The sequence below is a fragment of the Plantactinospora mayteni genome (genome assembly GCF_016862935.1).
Taxonomy (GTDB): Bacteria; Actinomycetota; Actinomycetes; order Mycobacteriales; family Micromonosporaceae; genus Plantactinospora; species Plantactinospora mayteni.
Map to the genome: position 1 here is coordinate 44,927 of NZ_BONX01000039.1, position 16,411 is coordinate 61,337.

20 protein-coding genes are annotated in these 16,411 nt (G+C 70.0%); 11 read left to right on the forward strand and 9 right to left on the reverse strand.

Annotated features, from left to right (window positions below; all coding sequences use genetic code 11):
* The first annotated feature begins 9 nt into the window (after nucleotides 1-9).
* The 7 genes from Pma05_RS27870 (at nucleotide 10) to Pma05_RS27895 (ending at nucleotide 6,273) form a co-directional block, all read left to right on the forward strand.
* Entirely contained in the window at nucleotides 10-387 is a 378-nt protein-coding gene (locus Pma05_RS27870) for a roadblock/LC7 domain-containing protein (RefSeq protein ID WP_203860499.1), read from the forward strand.
* Between the two features lie 100 nt (nucleotides 388-487).
* Nucleotides 488-1,687 (forward strand): ABC transporter substrate-binding protein, encoded by a 1,200-nt coding sequence (locus Pma05_RS27875; protein ID WP_203860455.1) that lies wholly within the window; start codon nucleotides 488-490, stop codon nucleotides 1,685-1,687.
* Nucleotides 1,684-2,601, forward strand: a complete 918-nt coding sequence (locus Pma05_RS27880; protein ID WP_239313237.1) for a branched-chain amino acid ABC transporter permease — start codon at nucleotides 1,684-1,686, stop codon at nucleotides 2,599-2,601. The genes Pma05_RS27875 and Pma05_RS27880 overlap by 4 nt, the downstream gene beginning before the upstream one ends.
* A complete protein-coding gene (locus Pma05_RS27885) occupies nucleotides 2,598-3,668 on the forward strand; it encodes a branched-chain amino acid ABC transporter permease (protein WP_203860456.1) in 1,071 nt (356 codons plus the stop codon). The genes Pma05_RS27880 and Pma05_RS27885 overlap by 4 nt, the downstream gene beginning before the upstream one ends.
* Complete coding sequence (locus Pma05_RS42870) at nucleotides 3,665-4,426, forward strand: ABC transporter ATP-binding protein (RefSeq protein WP_239313240.1); 762 nt, start codon at nucleotides 3,665-3,667, stop codon at nucleotides 4,424-4,426. The genes Pma05_RS27885 and Pma05_RS42870 overlap by 4 nt, the downstream gene beginning before the upstream one ends.
* A complete protein-coding gene (locus tag Pma05_RS43575) occupies nucleotides 4,426-5,322 on the forward strand; it encodes an ABC transporter ATP-binding protein (protein WP_275414760.1) in 897 nt (298 codons plus the stop codon). Before Pma05_RS42870 ends, Pma05_RS43575 begins: the two co-directional genes overlap by 1 nt.
* Nucleotides 5,323-5,457: 135 nt before the next feature.
* Nucleotides 5,458-6,273 carry a class I SAM-dependent methyltransferase gene (locus Pma05_RS27895; RefSeq protein WP_203860457.1) on the forward strand — a complete coding sequence of 272 codons (816 nt, stop codon included), beginning with the start codon at nucleotides 5,458-5,460 and terminating at the stop codon, nucleotides 6,271-6,273.
* A gap of 278 nt (nucleotides 6,274-6,551) precedes the next feature.
* On the opposite strand, the gene Pma05_RS42880 is transcribed toward Pma05_RS27895, so the two are convergent.
* The gene (locus tag Pma05_RS42880) at nucleotides 6,552-6,692 is read right to left on the reverse strand and encodes a hypothetical protein (RefSeq protein ID WP_239313243.1); all 141 of its coding nucleotides are present in this window, start codon (nucleotides 6,690-6,692) and stop codon (nucleotides 6,552-6,554) included.
* 111 nt (nucleotides 6,693-6,803) lie between these two features.
* Complete coding sequence (locus Pma05_RS27905) at nucleotides 6,804-7,193, reverse strand: hypothetical protein (protein ID WP_203860458.1); 390 nt, start codon at nucleotides 7,191-7,193, stop codon at nucleotides 6,804-6,806.
* Between the two features lie 236 nt (nucleotides 7,194-7,429).
* Between Pma05_RS27905 and Pma05_RS27910 the strand changes: the two genes are divergently transcribed.
* From Pma05_RS27910 to Pma05_RS27925, 4 genes are all read left to right on the forward strand, one after another.
* Complete coding sequence (locus Pma05_RS27910; protein ID WP_203860459.1) at nucleotides 7,430-8,227, forward strand: helix-turn-helix domain-containing protein; 798 nt, start codon at nucleotides 7,430-7,432, stop codon at nucleotides 8,225-8,227.
* On the forward strand, nucleotides 8,214-8,405 hold the full coding sequence (locus Pma05_RS27915) for a DUF397 domain-containing protein (RefSeq protein ID WP_203860502.1): 192 nt from the start codon (nucleotides 8,214-8,216) through the stop codon (nucleotides 8,403-8,405). The genes Pma05_RS27910 and Pma05_RS27915 overlap by 14 nt, the downstream gene beginning before the upstream one ends.
* A gap of 76 nt (nucleotides 8,406-8,481) precedes the next feature.
* Entirely contained in the window at nucleotides 8,482-8,736 is a 255-nt protein-coding gene (locus Pma05_RS27920) for a hypothetical protein (protein WP_203860460.1), read from the forward strand.
* 56 nt (nucleotides 8,737-8,792) lie between these two features.
* Nucleotides 8,793-8,945: a hypothetical protein gene (locus Pma05_RS27925; RefSeq protein ID WP_203860461.1), complete on the forward strand. Its 153-nt coding sequence runs from the start codon at nucleotides 8,793-8,795 to the stop codon at nucleotides 8,943-8,945.
* A gap of 82 nt (nucleotides 8,946-9,027) precedes the next feature.
* Here Pma05_RS27925 and Pma05_RS27930 read toward each other — a convergent pair whose 3' ends face one another.
* The 7 genes from Pma05_RS27930 to Pma05_RS27960 all read right to left on the reverse strand — a co-directional run bounded on the left by Pma05_RS27930 (nucleotide 9,028) and on the right by Pma05_RS27960 (nucleotide 16,383).
* The gene (locus tag Pma05_RS27930) at nucleotides 9,028-11,514 is read right to left on the reverse strand and encodes a hypothetical protein (protein WP_203860462.1); all 2,487 of its coding nucleotides are present in this window, start codon (nucleotides 11,512-11,514) and stop codon (nucleotides 9,028-9,030) included.
* A gap of 289 nt (nucleotides 11,515-11,803) precedes the next feature.
* Nucleotides 11,804-12,106, reverse strand: a complete 303-nt coding sequence (locus Pma05_RS27935) for a hypothetical protein (RefSeq protein WP_203860463.1) — start codon at nucleotides 12,104-12,106, stop codon at nucleotides 11,804-11,806.
* Nucleotides 12,106-12,567, reverse strand: a complete 462-nt coding sequence (locus tag Pma05_RS27940; RefSeq protein WP_203860464.1) for a hypothetical protein — start codon at nucleotides 12,565-12,567, stop codon at nucleotides 12,106-12,108. Before Pma05_RS27940 ends, Pma05_RS27935 begins: the two co-directional genes overlap by 1 nt.
* Nucleotides 12,568-12,833: 266 nt before the next feature.
* Nucleotides 12,834-13,538 carry a hypothetical protein gene (locus tag Pma05_RS27945; RefSeq protein WP_203860465.1) on the reverse strand — a complete coding sequence of 235 codons (705 nt, stop codon included), beginning with the start codon at nucleotides 13,536-13,538 and terminating at the stop codon, nucleotides 12,834-12,836.
* A gap of 17 nt (nucleotides 13,539-13,555) precedes the next feature.
* Nucleotides 13,556-14,329, reverse strand: coding sequence for a hypothetical protein (locus Pma05_RS27950; protein WP_203860466.1), 774 nt, complete (start codon nucleotides 14,327-14,329; stop codon nucleotides 13,556-13,558).
* 84 nt (nucleotides 14,330-14,413) lie between these two features.
* Nucleotides 14,414-15,874 (reverse strand): WD40 repeat domain-containing protein, encoded by a 1,461-nt coding sequence (locus Pma05_RS27955; protein ID WP_203860467.1) that lies wholly within the window; start codon nucleotides 15,872-15,874, stop codon nucleotides 14,414-14,416.
* Nucleotides 15,871-16,383: a SigE family RNA polymerase sigma factor gene (locus tag Pma05_RS27960; RefSeq protein ID WP_203860503.1), complete on the reverse strand. Its 513-nt coding sequence runs from the start codon at nucleotides 16,381-16,383 to the stop codon at nucleotides 15,871-15,873. Before Pma05_RS27960 ends, Pma05_RS27955 begins: the two co-directional genes overlap by 4 nt.
* Between the last annotated feature and the right edge of the window lie 28 nt (nucleotides 16,384-16,411).

Below are 16,411 nucleotides of genomic sequence, written 5' to 3' on the forward strand. Positions count from 1 at the left end.
CTCGGCTGGATGCTGGACAGTTTCGTCGAGCGGGCCCCGGAGGTCAGCCACGCGATCGCCATCTCCAGCGACGGCCTGATGGTGGCGTCCACCCGGAACCTGCCACCGGACCGGGCCGACCAGCTCGCGGCCACCGGCAGCGGCCTGGTCAGCCTGCTCCGGGGTGCCGCGGGCTTCTTCGAAGCGGGCGCGGTGATCTCCAACGTCACCCAGCTCGAGGGCGGCTTCATGTTCTCGATGGCGTTCAACGACGGTGCCTCGCTGCTGGTTCTCGCGGCGCCCAGTTGCGACGTCGGCAAGGTCTCCTACGAGATGACGGAACTGGCGAACCGGATTGGAGACGTACTGACGCCGGCCGCCCGCGCTGCCGTGGCGCAGAGACGCTGACGGCGGCGCGGTACCCGGTGTACCGGAGCCAGTTCCGCCGCACCGTATCGCCGCATTACACCTTCCCCACAACCTTCCTCACCCCTCGACTGGAGAAGTCATGCCTTTCCCCACCGGTACGAGCCGGCGTCGCGCCCTGACCGGCGTGCTGCTTGCCCTCGGGTTGACCGTGGCCAGCAGCGCCTGCAACAGCGGCAACGACACCGGCGGCACGCCGGGCACGATAAAGATCGGTCTGCTCGCCTCGCTCTCCGGCACCTACGAGGCGGTCGGCACCGAGATCCGCGACGGTTTCGAGCTGTACCTGCGGATGCACGACGGCAAGCTCGGCGGCCACAAGGTCGACCTGATCGTCGCCGACGAGGGCAACGGCGCGCAGACCGCCGTACCGGCGGCGACGAAGCTGATCAAACAGGACCGGGTGCAGGCGCTGACCGGCATCGTCGGTGGCGGCTCGGTGGCCGGGGTCGCCCCGGTGCTCGCCGAGGCGAAGATCCCGTTCGTCGGCTCCAACGGCAACCCCGGGCTGAAGGACGTCTCGCGGTCCTGGTTCACCTCCTACCTCTCCGACGAGACGGGCGCGGCGATCGCCGAGTACGTCCGGGACAACGTCAAGGGCGAGGTCTTCGCGATCGGGCCGAACTACCAGGGCGGCTACGACCAGCTGCGCGGCTTCACCGACACCTTCAAGGAGGTCGGCGGCAAGCTCGCCAACCCGGACGGCAAGACACTCTGGACGCCGTTCCCGCAGACCACCAACTTCCTGCCGTACTTCGCGCAGATCAAGGCGTCCGGTGCCGAGGCGGTCTACACCTTCTACGCCGGCAGCGCCGCCGTCGACTTCGTGAAGCAGTACGCCCAGTCGGAGATCAAGGACCTGCCGCTCTACGCCGCCGGCTTCCTCACCGAGGGCGGGGTACTGAACGCACAGGGCGAGGCGGCCCGGAACATCTACTCCGTACTCAACTACTCGCCCGACCTGGACAACGCCGAGAACCGCTCCTTCGTGGCGGCCTGGAAGGAGAACCACGACGGTTCACCGACCACCTACGCGATGGCCTCGTACGACGCGGCGGCGGTACTGGACAAGGCGATCGGCGCGGCCGGCGACAACCCGACGGCGGAGACGATCAACAAGGCGATCGCCGGGCTCGGCCAGATCGACAGCCCGCGCGGCACCTGGCAGTTCTCCAAGGAGACGCACTCGCCGGTGCAGAAGTGGTATCTGCGGCAGGTCCGGCAGGACGGGCGCGCGCTCTCCAACACCGTCGTCGGTGACCTGGCGACCGTGGGCGGATGATGCTCCAGGCGGCGCGGGTTCTCGGCCCGGTCGACCCGTACCTGATCCCGGCTCTGGACGGCGTCGCCTACGGGTTGCTGCTCTTCGTCGCGGCGTCCGGGTTGGTGTTCTGCTTCGGCGTGGCGAACATCCTCAACCTGGCGCACGGGCTGCTGTACGCGATCGGTGCGTACCTCGCCGCGGCGTTGCTGGACGGCGGCTGGGGCAGCCTGCTGCTCGCCCTGGGCGTGGGGACGCTGGCGGCGGCCGGCGCGGGAGGTCTGCTCGCGGGCCTGCTCGCGCCGGTCGCCCGGCGGGACCACCTGACCCAGGCGCTGCTGACCTTCGGGGTGGCGCTGGCCGGGGGCGCCCTGCTGGTCACCGCGTTCGGTCCGGACAGCCTGCCGGTGCGGATCCCCGCCGCGCTGGACCGTTCGGTGGAGGTGGCCGGGCACCGCTATGCGGCGTACCGGCTGGTCTTCATCGGGGTGGCGGCGCTGATCGCGGTGCTGCTCTGGCTGGCGGTGGCCAAGACCCGGGCCGGGATGCTGGTCCGGGCGGCGGTCGACGACGCCGACATGGTGGCCTGCCTCGGGGTGAACCCGGCCCGGATCCGGCTCGGCGTGCTCGGCGCGGCCGGCGCGCTGGCCGGCGCCGCCGGGGTGCTCGGGGCGCCGATCATCGGTCCGGCCCCGACCACCGGCGACACCGTGCTGCTGCTCTCCCTGGTCGTGGTGGTGCTCGGCGGCCTCGGCTCGGTCCAGGGCACCCTGCTGGCCGCGCTCGCGGTCGGCGAGATCCAGAGCCTCGGCGTCGCGCTGGCGCCGACGGCCGCGCCGTTCCTGCTCTTCGCGGCGATGGCCCTGGTACTCGCCGTCCGGGCCCGTGGGCTGCCCGGCCGGTTCCTGCGGCTCCGCCCTGGGGGGTCGACGTGACCCCGGCCGCCCGGCGCTGGCTGGTCCGGGCCGGGGGAGTCGGACTGCTCCTGGTCGCCATCGCGCTGCCGTGGTCCGTGGACGCCTACACCACGTCACTCTTCGCCCGCACCCTCGTGCTGGGGCTGGTCGGGGTGAGCGTGGCGCTGCTGACCGGTCTGGCCGGACTGCCCACGCTCGGCCAGACCGGCCCGTACGCCGCCGGGGCGTACGCGAGTGCGCTGGTCGCGATGCACGTCTCGTCGGTCGGGGTGGTGCAGGTACTGACCGGTGCGGCGGCCGGGGCGCTGTTCGCCCTTCTCACCGTCCCGCTGGTGGTGTATGCCCGAGGCGTGGTCGTCCTGATGATTACCCTGGCCATCGGTGAACTGACGGTGACCGCCGCCGGTCGGTGGACCTCGGTCACCGGAGGGACGGACGGGCTCGCCGGAATCCCCGCGATCCAGCCCGTCTGGGGCATGGCTCCGCTGGCCAGCGACCGCGCACGCTATCTGTACACGCTGGTCGTCGTCGGGGTGGTGATAGCGGCCATGGTGATGCTGTTGCGTACGCCGGCCGGGCTGCTGTTGCGGGCCAGCCGCGACGACGAGGCGCGGACCCGGGCCTCCGGACACCGGGTCACCGGTTACCTGGCGGTGACCTTCGTCGGGGCCGGCGCGGTGGCGGGGATCGCCGGTTCGCTGCTGATCACCGCACAGCAGTACGTCTCGCCGGCCGACTTCGGTTTCGACGTCTCCGCACTGCTGCTGCTCGGCGTGGTGATCGGTGGGGCGGCGTCGATCGGCGGCGCGATCGTCGGTACGGCCCTGGTGATCGCGGTACGGGACTGGCTCTCTGGCCTGCTGCCCGGGTACGCGCCGCTGCTGCTCGGCGGGCTCTTCGTGCTGACCGCCTATCTCTTTCCCCGTGGTGTGGCAGGTTTTTCGACCGAACTCGCCAACCTGGTCAGATCCCGTTCGCGGGGCCGGACCGGGCCGGGGGATCGCCCCGGGACGGGAATCCAGGGCCGCCCGTCCCGGGGCGAACCGGTCGGCGCCGCGCCCGTGTCGAGCGGGGAGACACGATGACGGCATTCGCCACGACGCCACTGTTGACGGCCGAGGCGGTGGTCCGCCGGTACGGGTCGCTGGTCGCGGTGGACCGGGTGGACCTCCGGGTCGCCGACGGGGAACGGCACGCCCTGATCGGGCCGAACGGGGCCGGCAAGACGACCCTGCTCGACCTGATCGGCGGGGCGACCCGGGTCGACGGTGGACGGATCCGGTTTGACGGCCGGGACATCACCCGGCTCGGCCCGGCTCGCCGGGCCCGGATCGGGATAGGTCGGATCCACCAGCGCCCGGCCGTGTGGCCGTCACTGACCGCAGTGGAGAACGTCGTGGTCGCCGGCTGGCACCAGGCCGGCGGATTCCGGGGCGTACGCACCCGGGCCCGGTACCGGCGGCGGTTGCGCGAGCCCGCGATGGCGCTGCTCGACCGGGTCGGACTCGCCGGGGTGGCGTCGACCACGGCCGCGCACCTGTCGCACGGGGAGCGGCGCCAACTGGAGATCGCGATGGCGTTGGCCGGCCGACCCCGCCTACTGCTGCTGGACGAGCCGGCCGCCGGACTCTCCGGTGTGGAGGTACACCGGCTGGCCGAGCTGCTGGCCGAACTGCCCCGGGACGTGTCGGTGCTGCTGGTGGAACACCGGCTGGACCTGGTATACGCGCTGGCCGACACGGTCACGGTGCTGCACGACGGCCGACTGGTCACCAGTGGCGAGCCGGACGAGATCCGCAACGCCCCCGCCGTCCGTCGGGCGTACGCCGAGGCGGTGCGGTGATGCTGCGGGTGCAGGGACTCTTCGCCGGCTACGACGGCGGTACGGTGCTGCACGACATCGACCTCGAGGTGCCGGCCGGTACGGTGCAGGCGCTGGTCGGCCGGAACGGTGCCGGCAAGAGCACCCTGGTGCACGCGGTCGCCGGGCTGCTGCGGCCGTACCGGGGAATCGTCTCGGTCGACGGCGCGCAACTGGCCGGCAAGCCGGCGCACCGGGTGGCCCGGGCCGGCGTCGGCCTGGTGCCGCAGGGACGCCGGGTGTTTCCCCGGCTGACCGTCTCCGAACACCTGACGCTGGCCGCGACCGTCCGCCGCCGTGGCACGGCGCAGACGGGTCCGAGATGGACGATCCCGGAAGTGCTGGAACTGCTGCCCCGGCTGGCCGAGCGGTTGGGCCACCGGGGCAACCAGCTCTCCGGCGGGGAGCAGCAGATGCTGGCCATCGCCCGGGCCCTGCTTACCCAGCCCCGGGTGCTGCTCCTGGACGAACCGGGCGAGGGGCTCGCCCCGGATCTGGCGGCCCGGGTCCGGGAACTCGTGACCCGACTCGCCGGGGCCGGGTTGTGCGTTCTGCTCGTCGAACAACAGCTCCAGCACGCGATCGAGGTCGCAGACCGGATCGCGGTGCTGGATTACGGCCGGCTGGTCTTCGCGGACTCGACGGCCGCCGTGCGCGCCGACCCCGCCCCGGTGGAGGCGGTACTCAGTGTGGCGGGTGCGGCCACGCCGGCAGGGATCGGACCGGTCCCGTCCGGCCAGGAGTCAACGGCCCCGACCGGGCCCGACTCCACACGCTCCGGGCCAACGGGAGGCCCGGGCACGCTCGTGCCTGGTTCCAACTCCTCGGCGGACCCCAGGTCCGCCCCGACCACATCCTCTTCCGCACCCGCACCCTGAGCACCGTCGGATCCCGACGTTCGTCGCACCGCTGACTCCGTGTCCGCACCGGTACCCCCATGTTCCTCCGGTGCCGACGCGCGATGACGCGTGCCCGGATCGTCGTCACAGATCATCACGAAGGAGGTACCGATCGTGACTGCCACCCCTGTCAAGAGCAGCTACGCGTTCGACAACCGCTCTCCGGAGGCCGAGGCGCAGATGCGTGCGCTGGAGACGTTCCTCGATCCGATAACGGCGGAGCGGCTCGCCCCGGTGCTGACCCCCGGCGCGAGATGTTGGGAGCTGGGTGCCGGTGGCGGCTCGATCGCCCGGCACATGGCCCGGGTCGTCGGCCCCACCGGCCTGGTCATCGCCACCGACATCGAACCGTCCCGGCTGGAGTCGGAACAGAACCTCGTGGTACGCCAGCACGACGTCCGGACCGGCGCGCCGGAGGGCGGCCCGTTCGACGTCATCCACGCCAGACTGGTCCTGCTGCACCTGCCCGAGCGACGGCGGGTACTCGCCGAGCTGATCGGTGCGCTCGCCCCGGGTGGCGCCCTGGTGGTCGAGGAGTTCGACTGCACCGCCGGACTGCGGGTGCTGGCCGCCCCGACCGACGACGCGGCGAAGCTCTTCCAGCAGGTGATGGAGGCGACCCTCGGCATCCTCCAGGACCGGGGCGCGGACCTGGCCTGGGCGCAGGACGTACACACCGAGCTGGTGTTGGCCGGACTGACCGACGTGGACACCATCACCCACTCGCAGAGCTGGCCGGGCGGCTCGACCGGAGCCTCGCTGCACGAGACGAACTCCCGCCAGCTCGAACCCCGGCTGCTCGCCACCGGACTCTCCCCGAACCAGTTGCAGGGGTTCCGGGAACTCGCCAACGATCCGGCATTCGCCTCGCTGTCGTACCAGTTCGTCTCCACCCGAGGCCACCGGCCCGGACTGGGCAGCGTGAACTGACCATCTCCCCGCGCCAGCGGATCGGCGGGTCGGGGCCCACGCGGCCCGCTTCCTCCCCGGCGGCAGACCGCAGGACCCGCCGCCCGGCTGGCCCGGTCCGGCGGTCGACCGGAGCGCTCCGGTCGACCGCCGGACCACCGTCGTTTCGGAGTGCTTGCCTTTGGGAGCGCTTGCCTTTCGGGTTGCTTGCCCTTGGTAGCGCATGCCGCAGAGGCCCGCCCCGGGTCGCCGAAGGGGAAGGCGGCGAACCGGGGCGGGCCGGTCGGGTGACGAGGCGGTCAGCGGCGGCGGGGCACCCAGTAGAGGATCTGCCCCGCGAGCAGGGCGGGATGCGTGTCGGGCAGCTCCCGCAGCGCGCGGGCGAGGTGCGCGCCGAGGTAGACCATCAGGCCCACCCGGTCGTCGTGGTACGCGGTCACCAGTGCCAGTCGAGCCGGCCGGCACGGCCACGGGTCGGCGCACCTGCGGCACCGGTACGACGGGTGCGTCGGAATGTGCTTACGCCAACGCTCCTGCGGGCCGATCACCGGTCACACCCGCGCACCACGCCGAGCGCGGTACTCCTGCGCGGGCGTCAGCCCACCCGCGCGGCCGTTCGCCAGATGTGAACGGGTGGGCGCATCCCACTCGGGCCGACGGTTACTCGCCCGACCTCGGGCCGGCGGCGGGCTCGCTTCCGGGGTGGCCGGCGGCTGCGCCTTCGGCGTGACGGGTGGCGGCGTGGCCGACAGGCACCGGATCTCGGCTCGCTCCACCTCGGTCAACTCGACGGGGGGTGGTGGCTGGTAGGGCGTGGGCACCAGTTCGACCGCATCCGGGCAGCGCCAGCGCCAACCGCAGCGGCAGTACCGCCAGAGCCGGCGCCAGTCCCGGCGGTGGTAGGGCAGTGGCCCGGCCAGATGCCGGAGCAGCCTCTTCATCACAACCTCCTTGGGGAGTTGGAGGGGAGCCGGTCCCGTTGGGGGGTCGAGACCGGCTCCCGGGGCGAGTTCCACCCGGGCGCCTGGCGGTCACCGAGCAGTTCTGCTGGGTGACACTCTGCTGTGGACGCCACTAGGCTCGGAAGGCGATCGAGCAGGTCACGGTGCAGGTCTGCCGAGCCGGCAGTGGCACCTGGTGACCATCTGGTGATCTATACAGAGCCCCTGGAGGTCCTATGGAACACGAGGACGATTTCGCCTTCATTCGCGACCAGCTTCGCCGGCAGCGAGCCCTGCGCGGCATGCCGCAGGATGAGTTCGGCAAGCGGGCGAACTACTCGGCCTCGACGGTGTCCGCTGCGGAGACCGGTACCCGAGCGATCGACATGCCGTATGCCAAGCGTGCCGACGAGATCCTGGAGACCGGTGGCCTGTTCGTACGCTTGCTGAAGAAGGCGCAGCGGTTCAGCGAGCCCTCCTGGTGGGAGCGCTGGCTGGACGCCGAGCGTGCCGCCAAGCAACTCCGGAATTACCACCCCAGCCTGATCCCGGGCCTCTTTCAGACCGAAAACTACGCCCGCGCGGTGCTGCGCCTCGAACTCACCCGGCCCGAGGTGGAGCTGGAGAAGCTGGTCGCGTCCCGGCTCGAACGGCAGGAGATCCTGACCCGCGACCAGCCGCCCTTGCTGATCGCCGTCATCGAAGAGTCGGCGCTGCGTGTCCGGGACGCCATCATGGCGGAGCAGGTCCGGCACCTGCTGCGGATGGCCGAGCTGCCCTACGTCCAGTTGCACCTGATCCCCGCCGACGCCGGGCTGCATGTCGGCCTCAACGGGCACCTCTCCCTGGCGAGGTCCGCCGACGGCTGCTGGGTGGGAAGCATGGAAAACCAGATCGTCGATTCCATCGTCGACGACGAGGAGAGCATTGCTACGCTCCTCACGCGGTGGGAGGGTGTGCGCGGCGCAGCCCTGCCGGAGAACCTGTCGCGCGTCCTGTTGAAGAAAATCGAGAGCCAGCATCGACCTCAGTAGCGCCGAGTGGCGGAAGTCGTCCCGCAGCGGCACCAACGGTGGTGAGTGTGTCGAGGTGGCCGACAACCTGCCCGGCGTGGTCGCCGTGCGCGACAGCAAGGACCCGGCGGGCCCGGTGCTGACCTTCGGTCCGGCCGCGTGGCGGGCATTCGTCACCCTCGCTGCTCGGCAGGGCTAGCGCGCACTCCTCGCCCGTCCGCTCGGGGGTTCGCGGTCCGTCGGCGGATGACCCGAGAAACCAGGAGACGCTGCCGGTGGAGAAGAAGACATGGCGATGGGATAGCGATCATCGCTGCCATGACGACTGTGCACCGGACAGCTCTCTGGACTTCGAGGGCGACCAGGTGCGCTACGTCGGCTGGTGCTCGGACGTCGCCTTCGGTGGCGGGTACACGATCGGTTGTCAGACCGTCGAAGAGTTTCTCACCCAAGACCCTCTCGATGAGAAGATGCCTGCGGCGCTGGTCGCCGAGATCCGTGCGTATCTGCTCAGCCGGTCGATGAGGTGAGGCGGCGGTCGCGGCGCTTTCGTGTCGAAGACGGGCACCTGGCTCCGTCCTGGCCGGTGCAAGCTGTTCCGCACGCGGTGGTGACCGCGCCGGTCAGCGTCGTTCTCGACCAGATCGAGCTGCTCGAATACCACCGGGACCGGCGCATGTACGAGTGGACCAGCGCCCGGCCGTTGCCGATTGGCCGGGTACGCGCTCGACCCGCGTGATCCCGTCGCGCTGGTGGGATAGGGCGAGCGCTGGTGGGATAGGGCGAGGGGCGTCGCTCTCGCGCGGGTCGTTCCGTGCCGGTCAGTTCCACCAGCGATAGATGTCGCGGACGGCCGCGCGATACTCGTGTTCCGCCACTGGGCCCCCGAGGTCTCGGGCCGCGCTGGCGAGTGCCGGGGAGCCCGGCGCTTCCACGAACCGGTAGCGGTCCAACGCCGTACGGATCAGGTTCAGCACCTTCGCCCGCCCCTCGCCTCGCCGCCACGCGCGCTGGGCGCGGAGGAGTACGGCATGGACCGCCTTGTCCAGCCCCCAGGTCTCCCCGACGGGCACAGAGCTGAACTCAAAGGGCACCGGCCGGGTCGAGTCATTGGGGAGACCGGCGAACGCCTCGTCCGCCGAGTCGAGGAAACCATCGCGCCAGTAGCCCATTTCCTCCATCAGCAGCGCCCGGCGACGGTCGGAAGGAAGAAGGCGGGCGAGGTAGTCGAGGCCGCGCCGTGCCTCCCGGGCTGCGGTGAGCGCCTCCTCCAGCACCTCCTGCCGCTGCGGCGGAGGCAGTTGGCCCGACAGCGCGGCCAGCGCCCCCGCACGATTATCGGGATCGACGAACGAGCGGGCGGCGGCAAGCCCGGCGTCCAGGGCCACACCGGAGAGGTGCTCGGCCCTTCGGCTCAGGAAACGGCCGAGGTAGCCGGGGCGGTCCAGCTCTCGGATCTCGTTTACCACCACGGCCATCAACTCGTCGGGGAGGACCGGGCACAACTCGTCGAGGACCTGATAGGCGAAGTAGTTCTCGTACGAGATGTTCTCCAGCCTGATCCTCAGCGCCTCGGCCAGCGCCGCGTGGCGGATCGGGTGATCGGCGGGCAGCAGCGCGGCCCCCCTGATGATCAGGGAGGCGTTCTCCGCCGTACGGGCCAGTTCGACGGCCTCCTCCAGCGGCCCCGTCCGCTCCTCCGGCGGCATCAGCTCGACCACCTCGATCAGGAGGCTCGCCCGATCGTCCTCGTCGAGGAGTGCCCGCGCGGCCGACAACAACTCGGTCAGCACGTTCTGCCGGGCGCCGGCCGGCAAGATCCGAGCGAGCCGGACCAGTAACGGTTCGCGAACCTCCCGATCCGGGATCGTGCGTGCCAGGGCCAACGCGTCCGCCAGGACCTGATGGCGCTCGTTCGGCGGTAGGACCTCGGCCACTTCCGCGAGCGCCTCGACGTGCCGGTCCGGTGCCGAGGACCGGGCGGCCCCGGCAATCGCCGCCTGGCGCTCGCGAGCGGGCAGGAGCAGCACGGCTTTGGTCCAGCGCCACCCCAGGCTCTCGGGACTGATCGGTCCCAACTCGGCGACGGCAGTCTCTCGGGCGTCTTCGGGAAGTCGCGGGATCAGTGCGATCAACAGCGAGGCCCGCGAGAACGGGTCGGGCATTGCCAGCGCGGTGGGCAGGGTCTTCAACGCCTGCGTGGCGTTCAGAAACGGGGCCAGGCCCTCCAGCGCATCGGAGCGGTAGACATCTGCCGGGAGCAGTCGGGCAACGGTCAGGGCAGCACCCATCACCTCGGCCGGCAGGTGCGGGGCGAGCCCGGTCAGCGCCACGATAGGGCTGCTGACGCCCTCCAACCCCGCGGCGAACTCCACCGCGCGGCGCAGTCCCTCGGGTGACAGCAGCGCGGCCGCCTCGGTCAGCAGATCATCGTCAACGCTGGGGTCGCTTCTCTCGTTGGCGATCATGGCACTGGCCACTGCCTCGTGGAGCGCCTGCGGTCGTTGTTCGGTCGGCAGATGCGGCAGCATGTCCAGCAGGATGCGTGCTCGATGGCCGCCACGAAGACGGCGGGCGTCGTTCAGTGCCCGGACGTCGTCCCAGAGTCCCGCTTCCAGCAACGTGATCGCCATTGAGCCGCGCGATCGGTCAGCCTGCCCCGCACACACTCTCATCAGCGTGTAGCGCATTTCGAGGCCCAGCGACGGTGCCGATTGCTGGGGTGCCGATCGCCGGGCGGAAGCGTCGGTGGCCTCGCGCGCCAACCGCCTCGCGGCTTCCAGGTCCTGAAGGTAGCCGTCGACCTGACCGGCCCGGTGCCGGGCGTCGAACCACACGTTCATCACCCTCGGCCGCCCCTGCCCGGCCGGCTGTTCACACGCCAACAGCCGATGCACCTCCGCACTCCGCCCAGCCCCGAGGAGATGCCGGACCAGATGACGCAGCCCGTACCCGCCGTCGACGTCCCCGAGCCGCGGACGTGCCGCCAGCAACGGCAATCCGTCCTCCAGCCCACCCCACAGGGCGAGATAGTGGTCGGCGATCCGGCCATGAGTCGCCACCAGCGAAGCGGACAGCCTCACGTCGAACAGGCGCCGCACCGCACGGAGCAACTGGCCGGGTCCAACCCCGGAGATATCCTCACGCGTCTCCGGAGGCATCCCGCTCAGGTGGCGCAGCCGCACCGGCTCGCTCGCGGCCAGACCCAGCCAGCGCGCGATGACCTCGGCATCGACCGGCTCACCCGATGCGGCCATCATCACCAGTACCGACGAGCCGAGATCGCCCACGTCGCGTCGATCGCTCATGATTCCGGGGACCCTAGCCCGCCTGCCGGCCCTTCGCATCACCGTTTCGCGACGACCTGGCTCGTGACGGGCCCAAGCCGGATGGACGGCCGGTGGCCAGTGACCACACGCTCCAGACACGCGGCAACAGCCTGCTCAAGATGACCTCCAAAGCCCTGCGTAACGTCACCGTCTGTCCCTGAAGATCGGTGACATCGTCGCCGCCGCGCTGGTCATCCTCCACATCGAATACGGGCGAACCACCTGAACGAAACACTACGCACAGCAACCGACCGCTACCCGGAAACGTTCAGTGTCTTTGTATTGGCGCGGTGGCCCTGGGCCGAGGGTCGTCGTCCGCGACCGCCAGCAGGAATCGTCGAAACGTCGGATAGGACCGCCGCCTGTCCTTGCCGTCGACACAGGTCCATACCGGCGGGTCGTCCGGCGCCGTGCTCACGTTCGGAATGTAGAAGACGAAATAGCCGCCCCCAAGAGCGATCATGAAAGTATCGTCGAGCCATGAAACATCGTCATCGAGATCCGCCAGCTCGGCGCGCATGTCGTCCTTGATCTGGAGAAGATCTTCGTAGTTCCAGTCGACGGCCGGCATCAACGGACGGGGATTCCGGCTGTCGGGTGGGGCGTACCCGCCTCGCGACCGACGATCGCGTCACCCTGTGTCGGGAAGTACCAGGCGTCGAGGCCAGACGTCCCGGGGTCGACGACCACGGTCTCGGTCCATTTCGGCGCGGTGGCGGTGACGACGTACCGACCCCGGGCCAGCAGCCGGCTGAACGGCTCCAGCGCCTCGGTCCGCAGTCCCCGCACCTCGCCGGTACGCCGGTTGACCCGCGGCCCCGGGTCGGCGAGCCAGTCCCGGAGCGCGTCGAGCTCCTCCGGCCGTACGGTCTGCCAGGTCGACCGGGCCGCCAACTGCCCCACGCTGCCATGACAGTCGTACGCCGCCAGCCGGGCCGGCTTACCGCGCAGATAGAGCACGCTGGCGAAGCCGTTGCCAAGCAACTCGACCACGCCGGCGCCGGAACGTACCTCGATCGGCTTGCCGTCCACCCCAGCCAGGGTAGTGCGGCGTGACCGGGCTATTGCCGCCCTGCCAGGCAAGGCGACGAAGCCCATCGAGATCACGAACACTCAAATGGCCAGAGGTTAGCGACTCTAGATGCTTCCCCAGGAAGCTGGCGAGGCAACCCCAGAGGTCTTCGTTCCGGCCATCGGTTAGTCGAGTCTTGCCGAAATGCCCATACTCCGTGATCCGACTTCGGTACTTCGGGTCACCGATTGCCAGGAAATGGGTATGGGGATGTCCTGACATCTGGTCACAAGCGCTCCGAAAGTCGCTGCCGAAGGGGCTCGTAGTCGTGTGCGGGAAATACCTCGGGAAAGACTTCGAGCATGGATTTCAGATTGGTGACGGGCCCCACGAACTCACGGGATGCAAGCGGCGCTTCAGTGAAGAGGTACTGCCATCCGGAGGTCCCCTTGGTGACCAGGATCGCGTCGAGATACTGGCAGTAGTCGACATCCATCTTGAAGGTCCCGTGCGCCGGGTCGTAATACCAGATTTCCGGGCTGTCCACGCTTGGCTGAAGCCTGATGGCCGCAAGGGCTCCCGTGCCGCTTTCTGGACGATCGTCCAGAACTCGCAGTTGTTCGTAGAGTTGCTGCTCGGACGTCGAGGAACTGGCGCTGGCCAGTGGAGGGGTGGGCGTGCCCAGGGCAGCAAGCAGATAGGACATGCGCATTTCGCCGGGGAAGGCCACGCCTTGGGCCTCGTACCGCCAGTGGCACCAGAATTGCGAGAATCGCATGTAGCAGCGCTGCAGCGACGGACGCAAGGGCATGTCGAACCAGTCGGCGACCAGCTGGAAGGCGCTTTCGGCATCGCCGAACTCGTGGGCGATATCACCCTGATTGTCGATGTCCACCTCGATGCCAGGAGCGTCCCTCAGCTCATCCAGCATCGCCACCAGATTCTCTTCGAATTCTGTCATTTTAGTCACATTTACGTACTCGAAGATCAAGCTCCTACCTCCATGTGTTAGTCGACGCTCATCGAGAAGCCGTAGCAGAGGCTGCGGCCCGGGACGGGCAGCCCTGCGGGCAGCCGCGTACCGGTTAGCTCGGGGACGGCAACGGCGTTCCAGTCCACCTCGTGGTCTGTCAGATACGGGCCGAGGTCGATGGAGTTCACCGCAGCGCCGTCCACGTACGTGACCAGGACGGGCGGTTCGTCGAATCCACCCACGGACAGCCTCAGCCATGCGTCGCAGGCCCAGCGGATCTCGTCAGGATCAGACGCGACGATGGTCACGAGGTACAGCATGGACCCACTACCCGCCTCATCCTTCAGCAGGTAGAAGCTGTAAGCGTTCTGCACAGGAGGCTTTTCGCTCACCCCGAGCCGAATGGCCAACTCGTGCAGTCCGGCCTTGGCATCATCACCGGGGTCGGCCGGACCTATCTGGGCGAACAGCTCCCGCGCCTCAGCCCGTATCCGCTCGACGGGGCCCTCGTCCTCTCCACGGTCCCCCACACCGTCAGGGTTCAGCTCCAGCCCGTTCTCCCCGTGGGAGACCTGCTGAGCCAGACACCCGGTCAGCAGGATCAAGGTCTCGACGTCATAGGGATATGCCTTCAACGCAGCGCGCAACCAGCGCTCTTCAGGCCAGGTCGGGCCCTCTTCTGCCAGGGAGTGGTCCAGGGGGTTTGTCGCCGTCAGACTCAGTAGCCGCCCCAGCTCCCGTGCTGCCCGGGCATCGCCTGTGGTCGCTGCGGTCTCCAGCCGTGCGATTGTCTCATCGCTGATCGCCATGGGCCGCACGTTACGACCCGCCACTGACAGCCGGGTAGCCCGATCTGCGCGACCTCTTACTCGTCCAGGGTCGGTCCGGGCAGGTCAGTGCCTCCTTGCGGCGGTGCGGCGGCGGCGGACTGCGTACACCACGAGCAGCGCCACCACGCCGACCACTGCGGAGAGGCAGCCCAACGGGATCGCCGCCACCCAGATGATGCCCCGGGCCGGGAACATCGAGGCGGTCGACGACGGCCCGCCGAACCGGCCGGCTGTCAGCAGGTCCTGCGCGACGTCCATGGTCAGTACGTCGTCCGGTGGGTCGATCAGGGTACGGGTCGAGCCGTCCGGGCCCAGGGCGAGCAGGGTCACGTGGCCGGTCTCGTACCAGCCGGTGTCGTTCCAGCCCTGGTCGCGGGTCTTGTGCGCGCCCGCCTCCGGCTCGTAGCGCAGTACCACCAGCTCACGGCCGTTGGCCCAGCCCAACGCTCGTACCGCCAGACCGGTCACGACGGCGAACCCGGCGCCGGGCAGCGGCCGGCCGGTCGCGGCGTCGAGGAAGCCGACACTCCACCGCCGTGCCGCCAACGCCGCCTCGTCGCACTCGTCGAGGCAACCGTCGAGGGTGACGGTCGTGATCCGGCTCCCGTCCGCACTGAACGCCCCGGTCCCGGCAAGGTAGGTCCGGTCGCCCAGCTCGGCCGACCACCGCACCGTGCCGGTCCGGTCGACCAGCCGCACCATACTGCCCTCGGTCACCGCGAGCGTCTGCCCGTCCGGGGCGAACGCCGCCCGCGACGCGGTCCGGATCGCCCGCGCGGGCGTGAAGTCCCGCAGCGGTACCAGGGCGTCGGTGGCCAGGTCGAGCAGTGCCAGCCGCTCCGGGTGCCAGATGTACCCGGTGTTCGGATCGGTGACCTCCGCCGAACCGGTGACCGAAACCAGCAGCGACCCGCCGTCCGGCGCCCAGGCGACCGGCTCGCAGCAGCCCGTGCCGTGCCGGGCGCCGTGCTGGGTACTCCGGCCGGTCGTCAGGTCGACGATCGTGACACCGGCGGTGGCGTCCAGGCCGGAACCCTCAAGGTAGGACTGGGCGACCCGGGTACCGTCCGGGGCCAGCAGCGCGTTCTCTCCGGCGGCGATGGAATCCCACCCGCCGTAGAGCAACATCCGGTAGTCACCACTGTTCCGGCCGACCACGGCCAGCTTGCCTTCGCTGTCGAAGATGTCGGTGCCGCGCAGGCCGATCGAGTCGCCGCCGAAGAGCACCGACGCCGGTCCAGGTGGATCCATCTGCACGGTCGCCTGCCACATCCAGGGCAGCGCCAGCCGCGACGGTACCGCCGGGCCGGCATCACCGGCGGTCCACGGCACCGGGTACGGCCGGCTCAGCGACCAGGGCAGCGCCAGCGCGACCAGCAGTACCACCAAGCCGGCCGCACCGGAGCGGCGCAGTCGGGAACGCCGCCTGGCCTGCCGGCCGCGCCGCCACACGTCCGGGGTCAGCCGGGCCGGCGGCATCGACTCGCCAACCTCGGCGAGAACCTCGCGCAGATGCGCCGTCATCTCAGCTCCCCTCCGCCGACCAGCTCACCCAACTCGGGCGCGAGCGACCGCAACCGGGCGAGGGCGTCTCGCGTCTGGCTTTTCACCGTGTTCACCGAGCAGTCGAGTACCTTCGCCGCCTCGGCCTCGGTGAGATCCTCGAAGTAGCGCAGTACCAGCACGGCTCGCTGCCGGGGCGCGAGCCGGGCCAACGCCTGACGGACGACGACCGCCCGGTCGGTCGCGGCGGTCGGATCGTCGACCGGCACTTCGGGCGGGTGGGACCACAGATCCACGCTGCGCCAGCGCCGCCGCCAGAGCGACACGTGCTGCGAGTGCATGATCCGCCGTACGTACGGGTCGGGGTCACCTCCGGCGACGACCCGCTCCCAGTGCCGGGCGACTCGCTCGAAGGTGACCTGGACCAGATCCTCGGCCTGGTGCCGGTCGCCGGTCAGCAGGTACGCGATCCGTGACCACCTCGTCAGCCCGCCGGCCACGTACGCGTTGAATGCCTTCTCGGCGTCCATCTCCACCTTCCCTCCACCCGACCACACG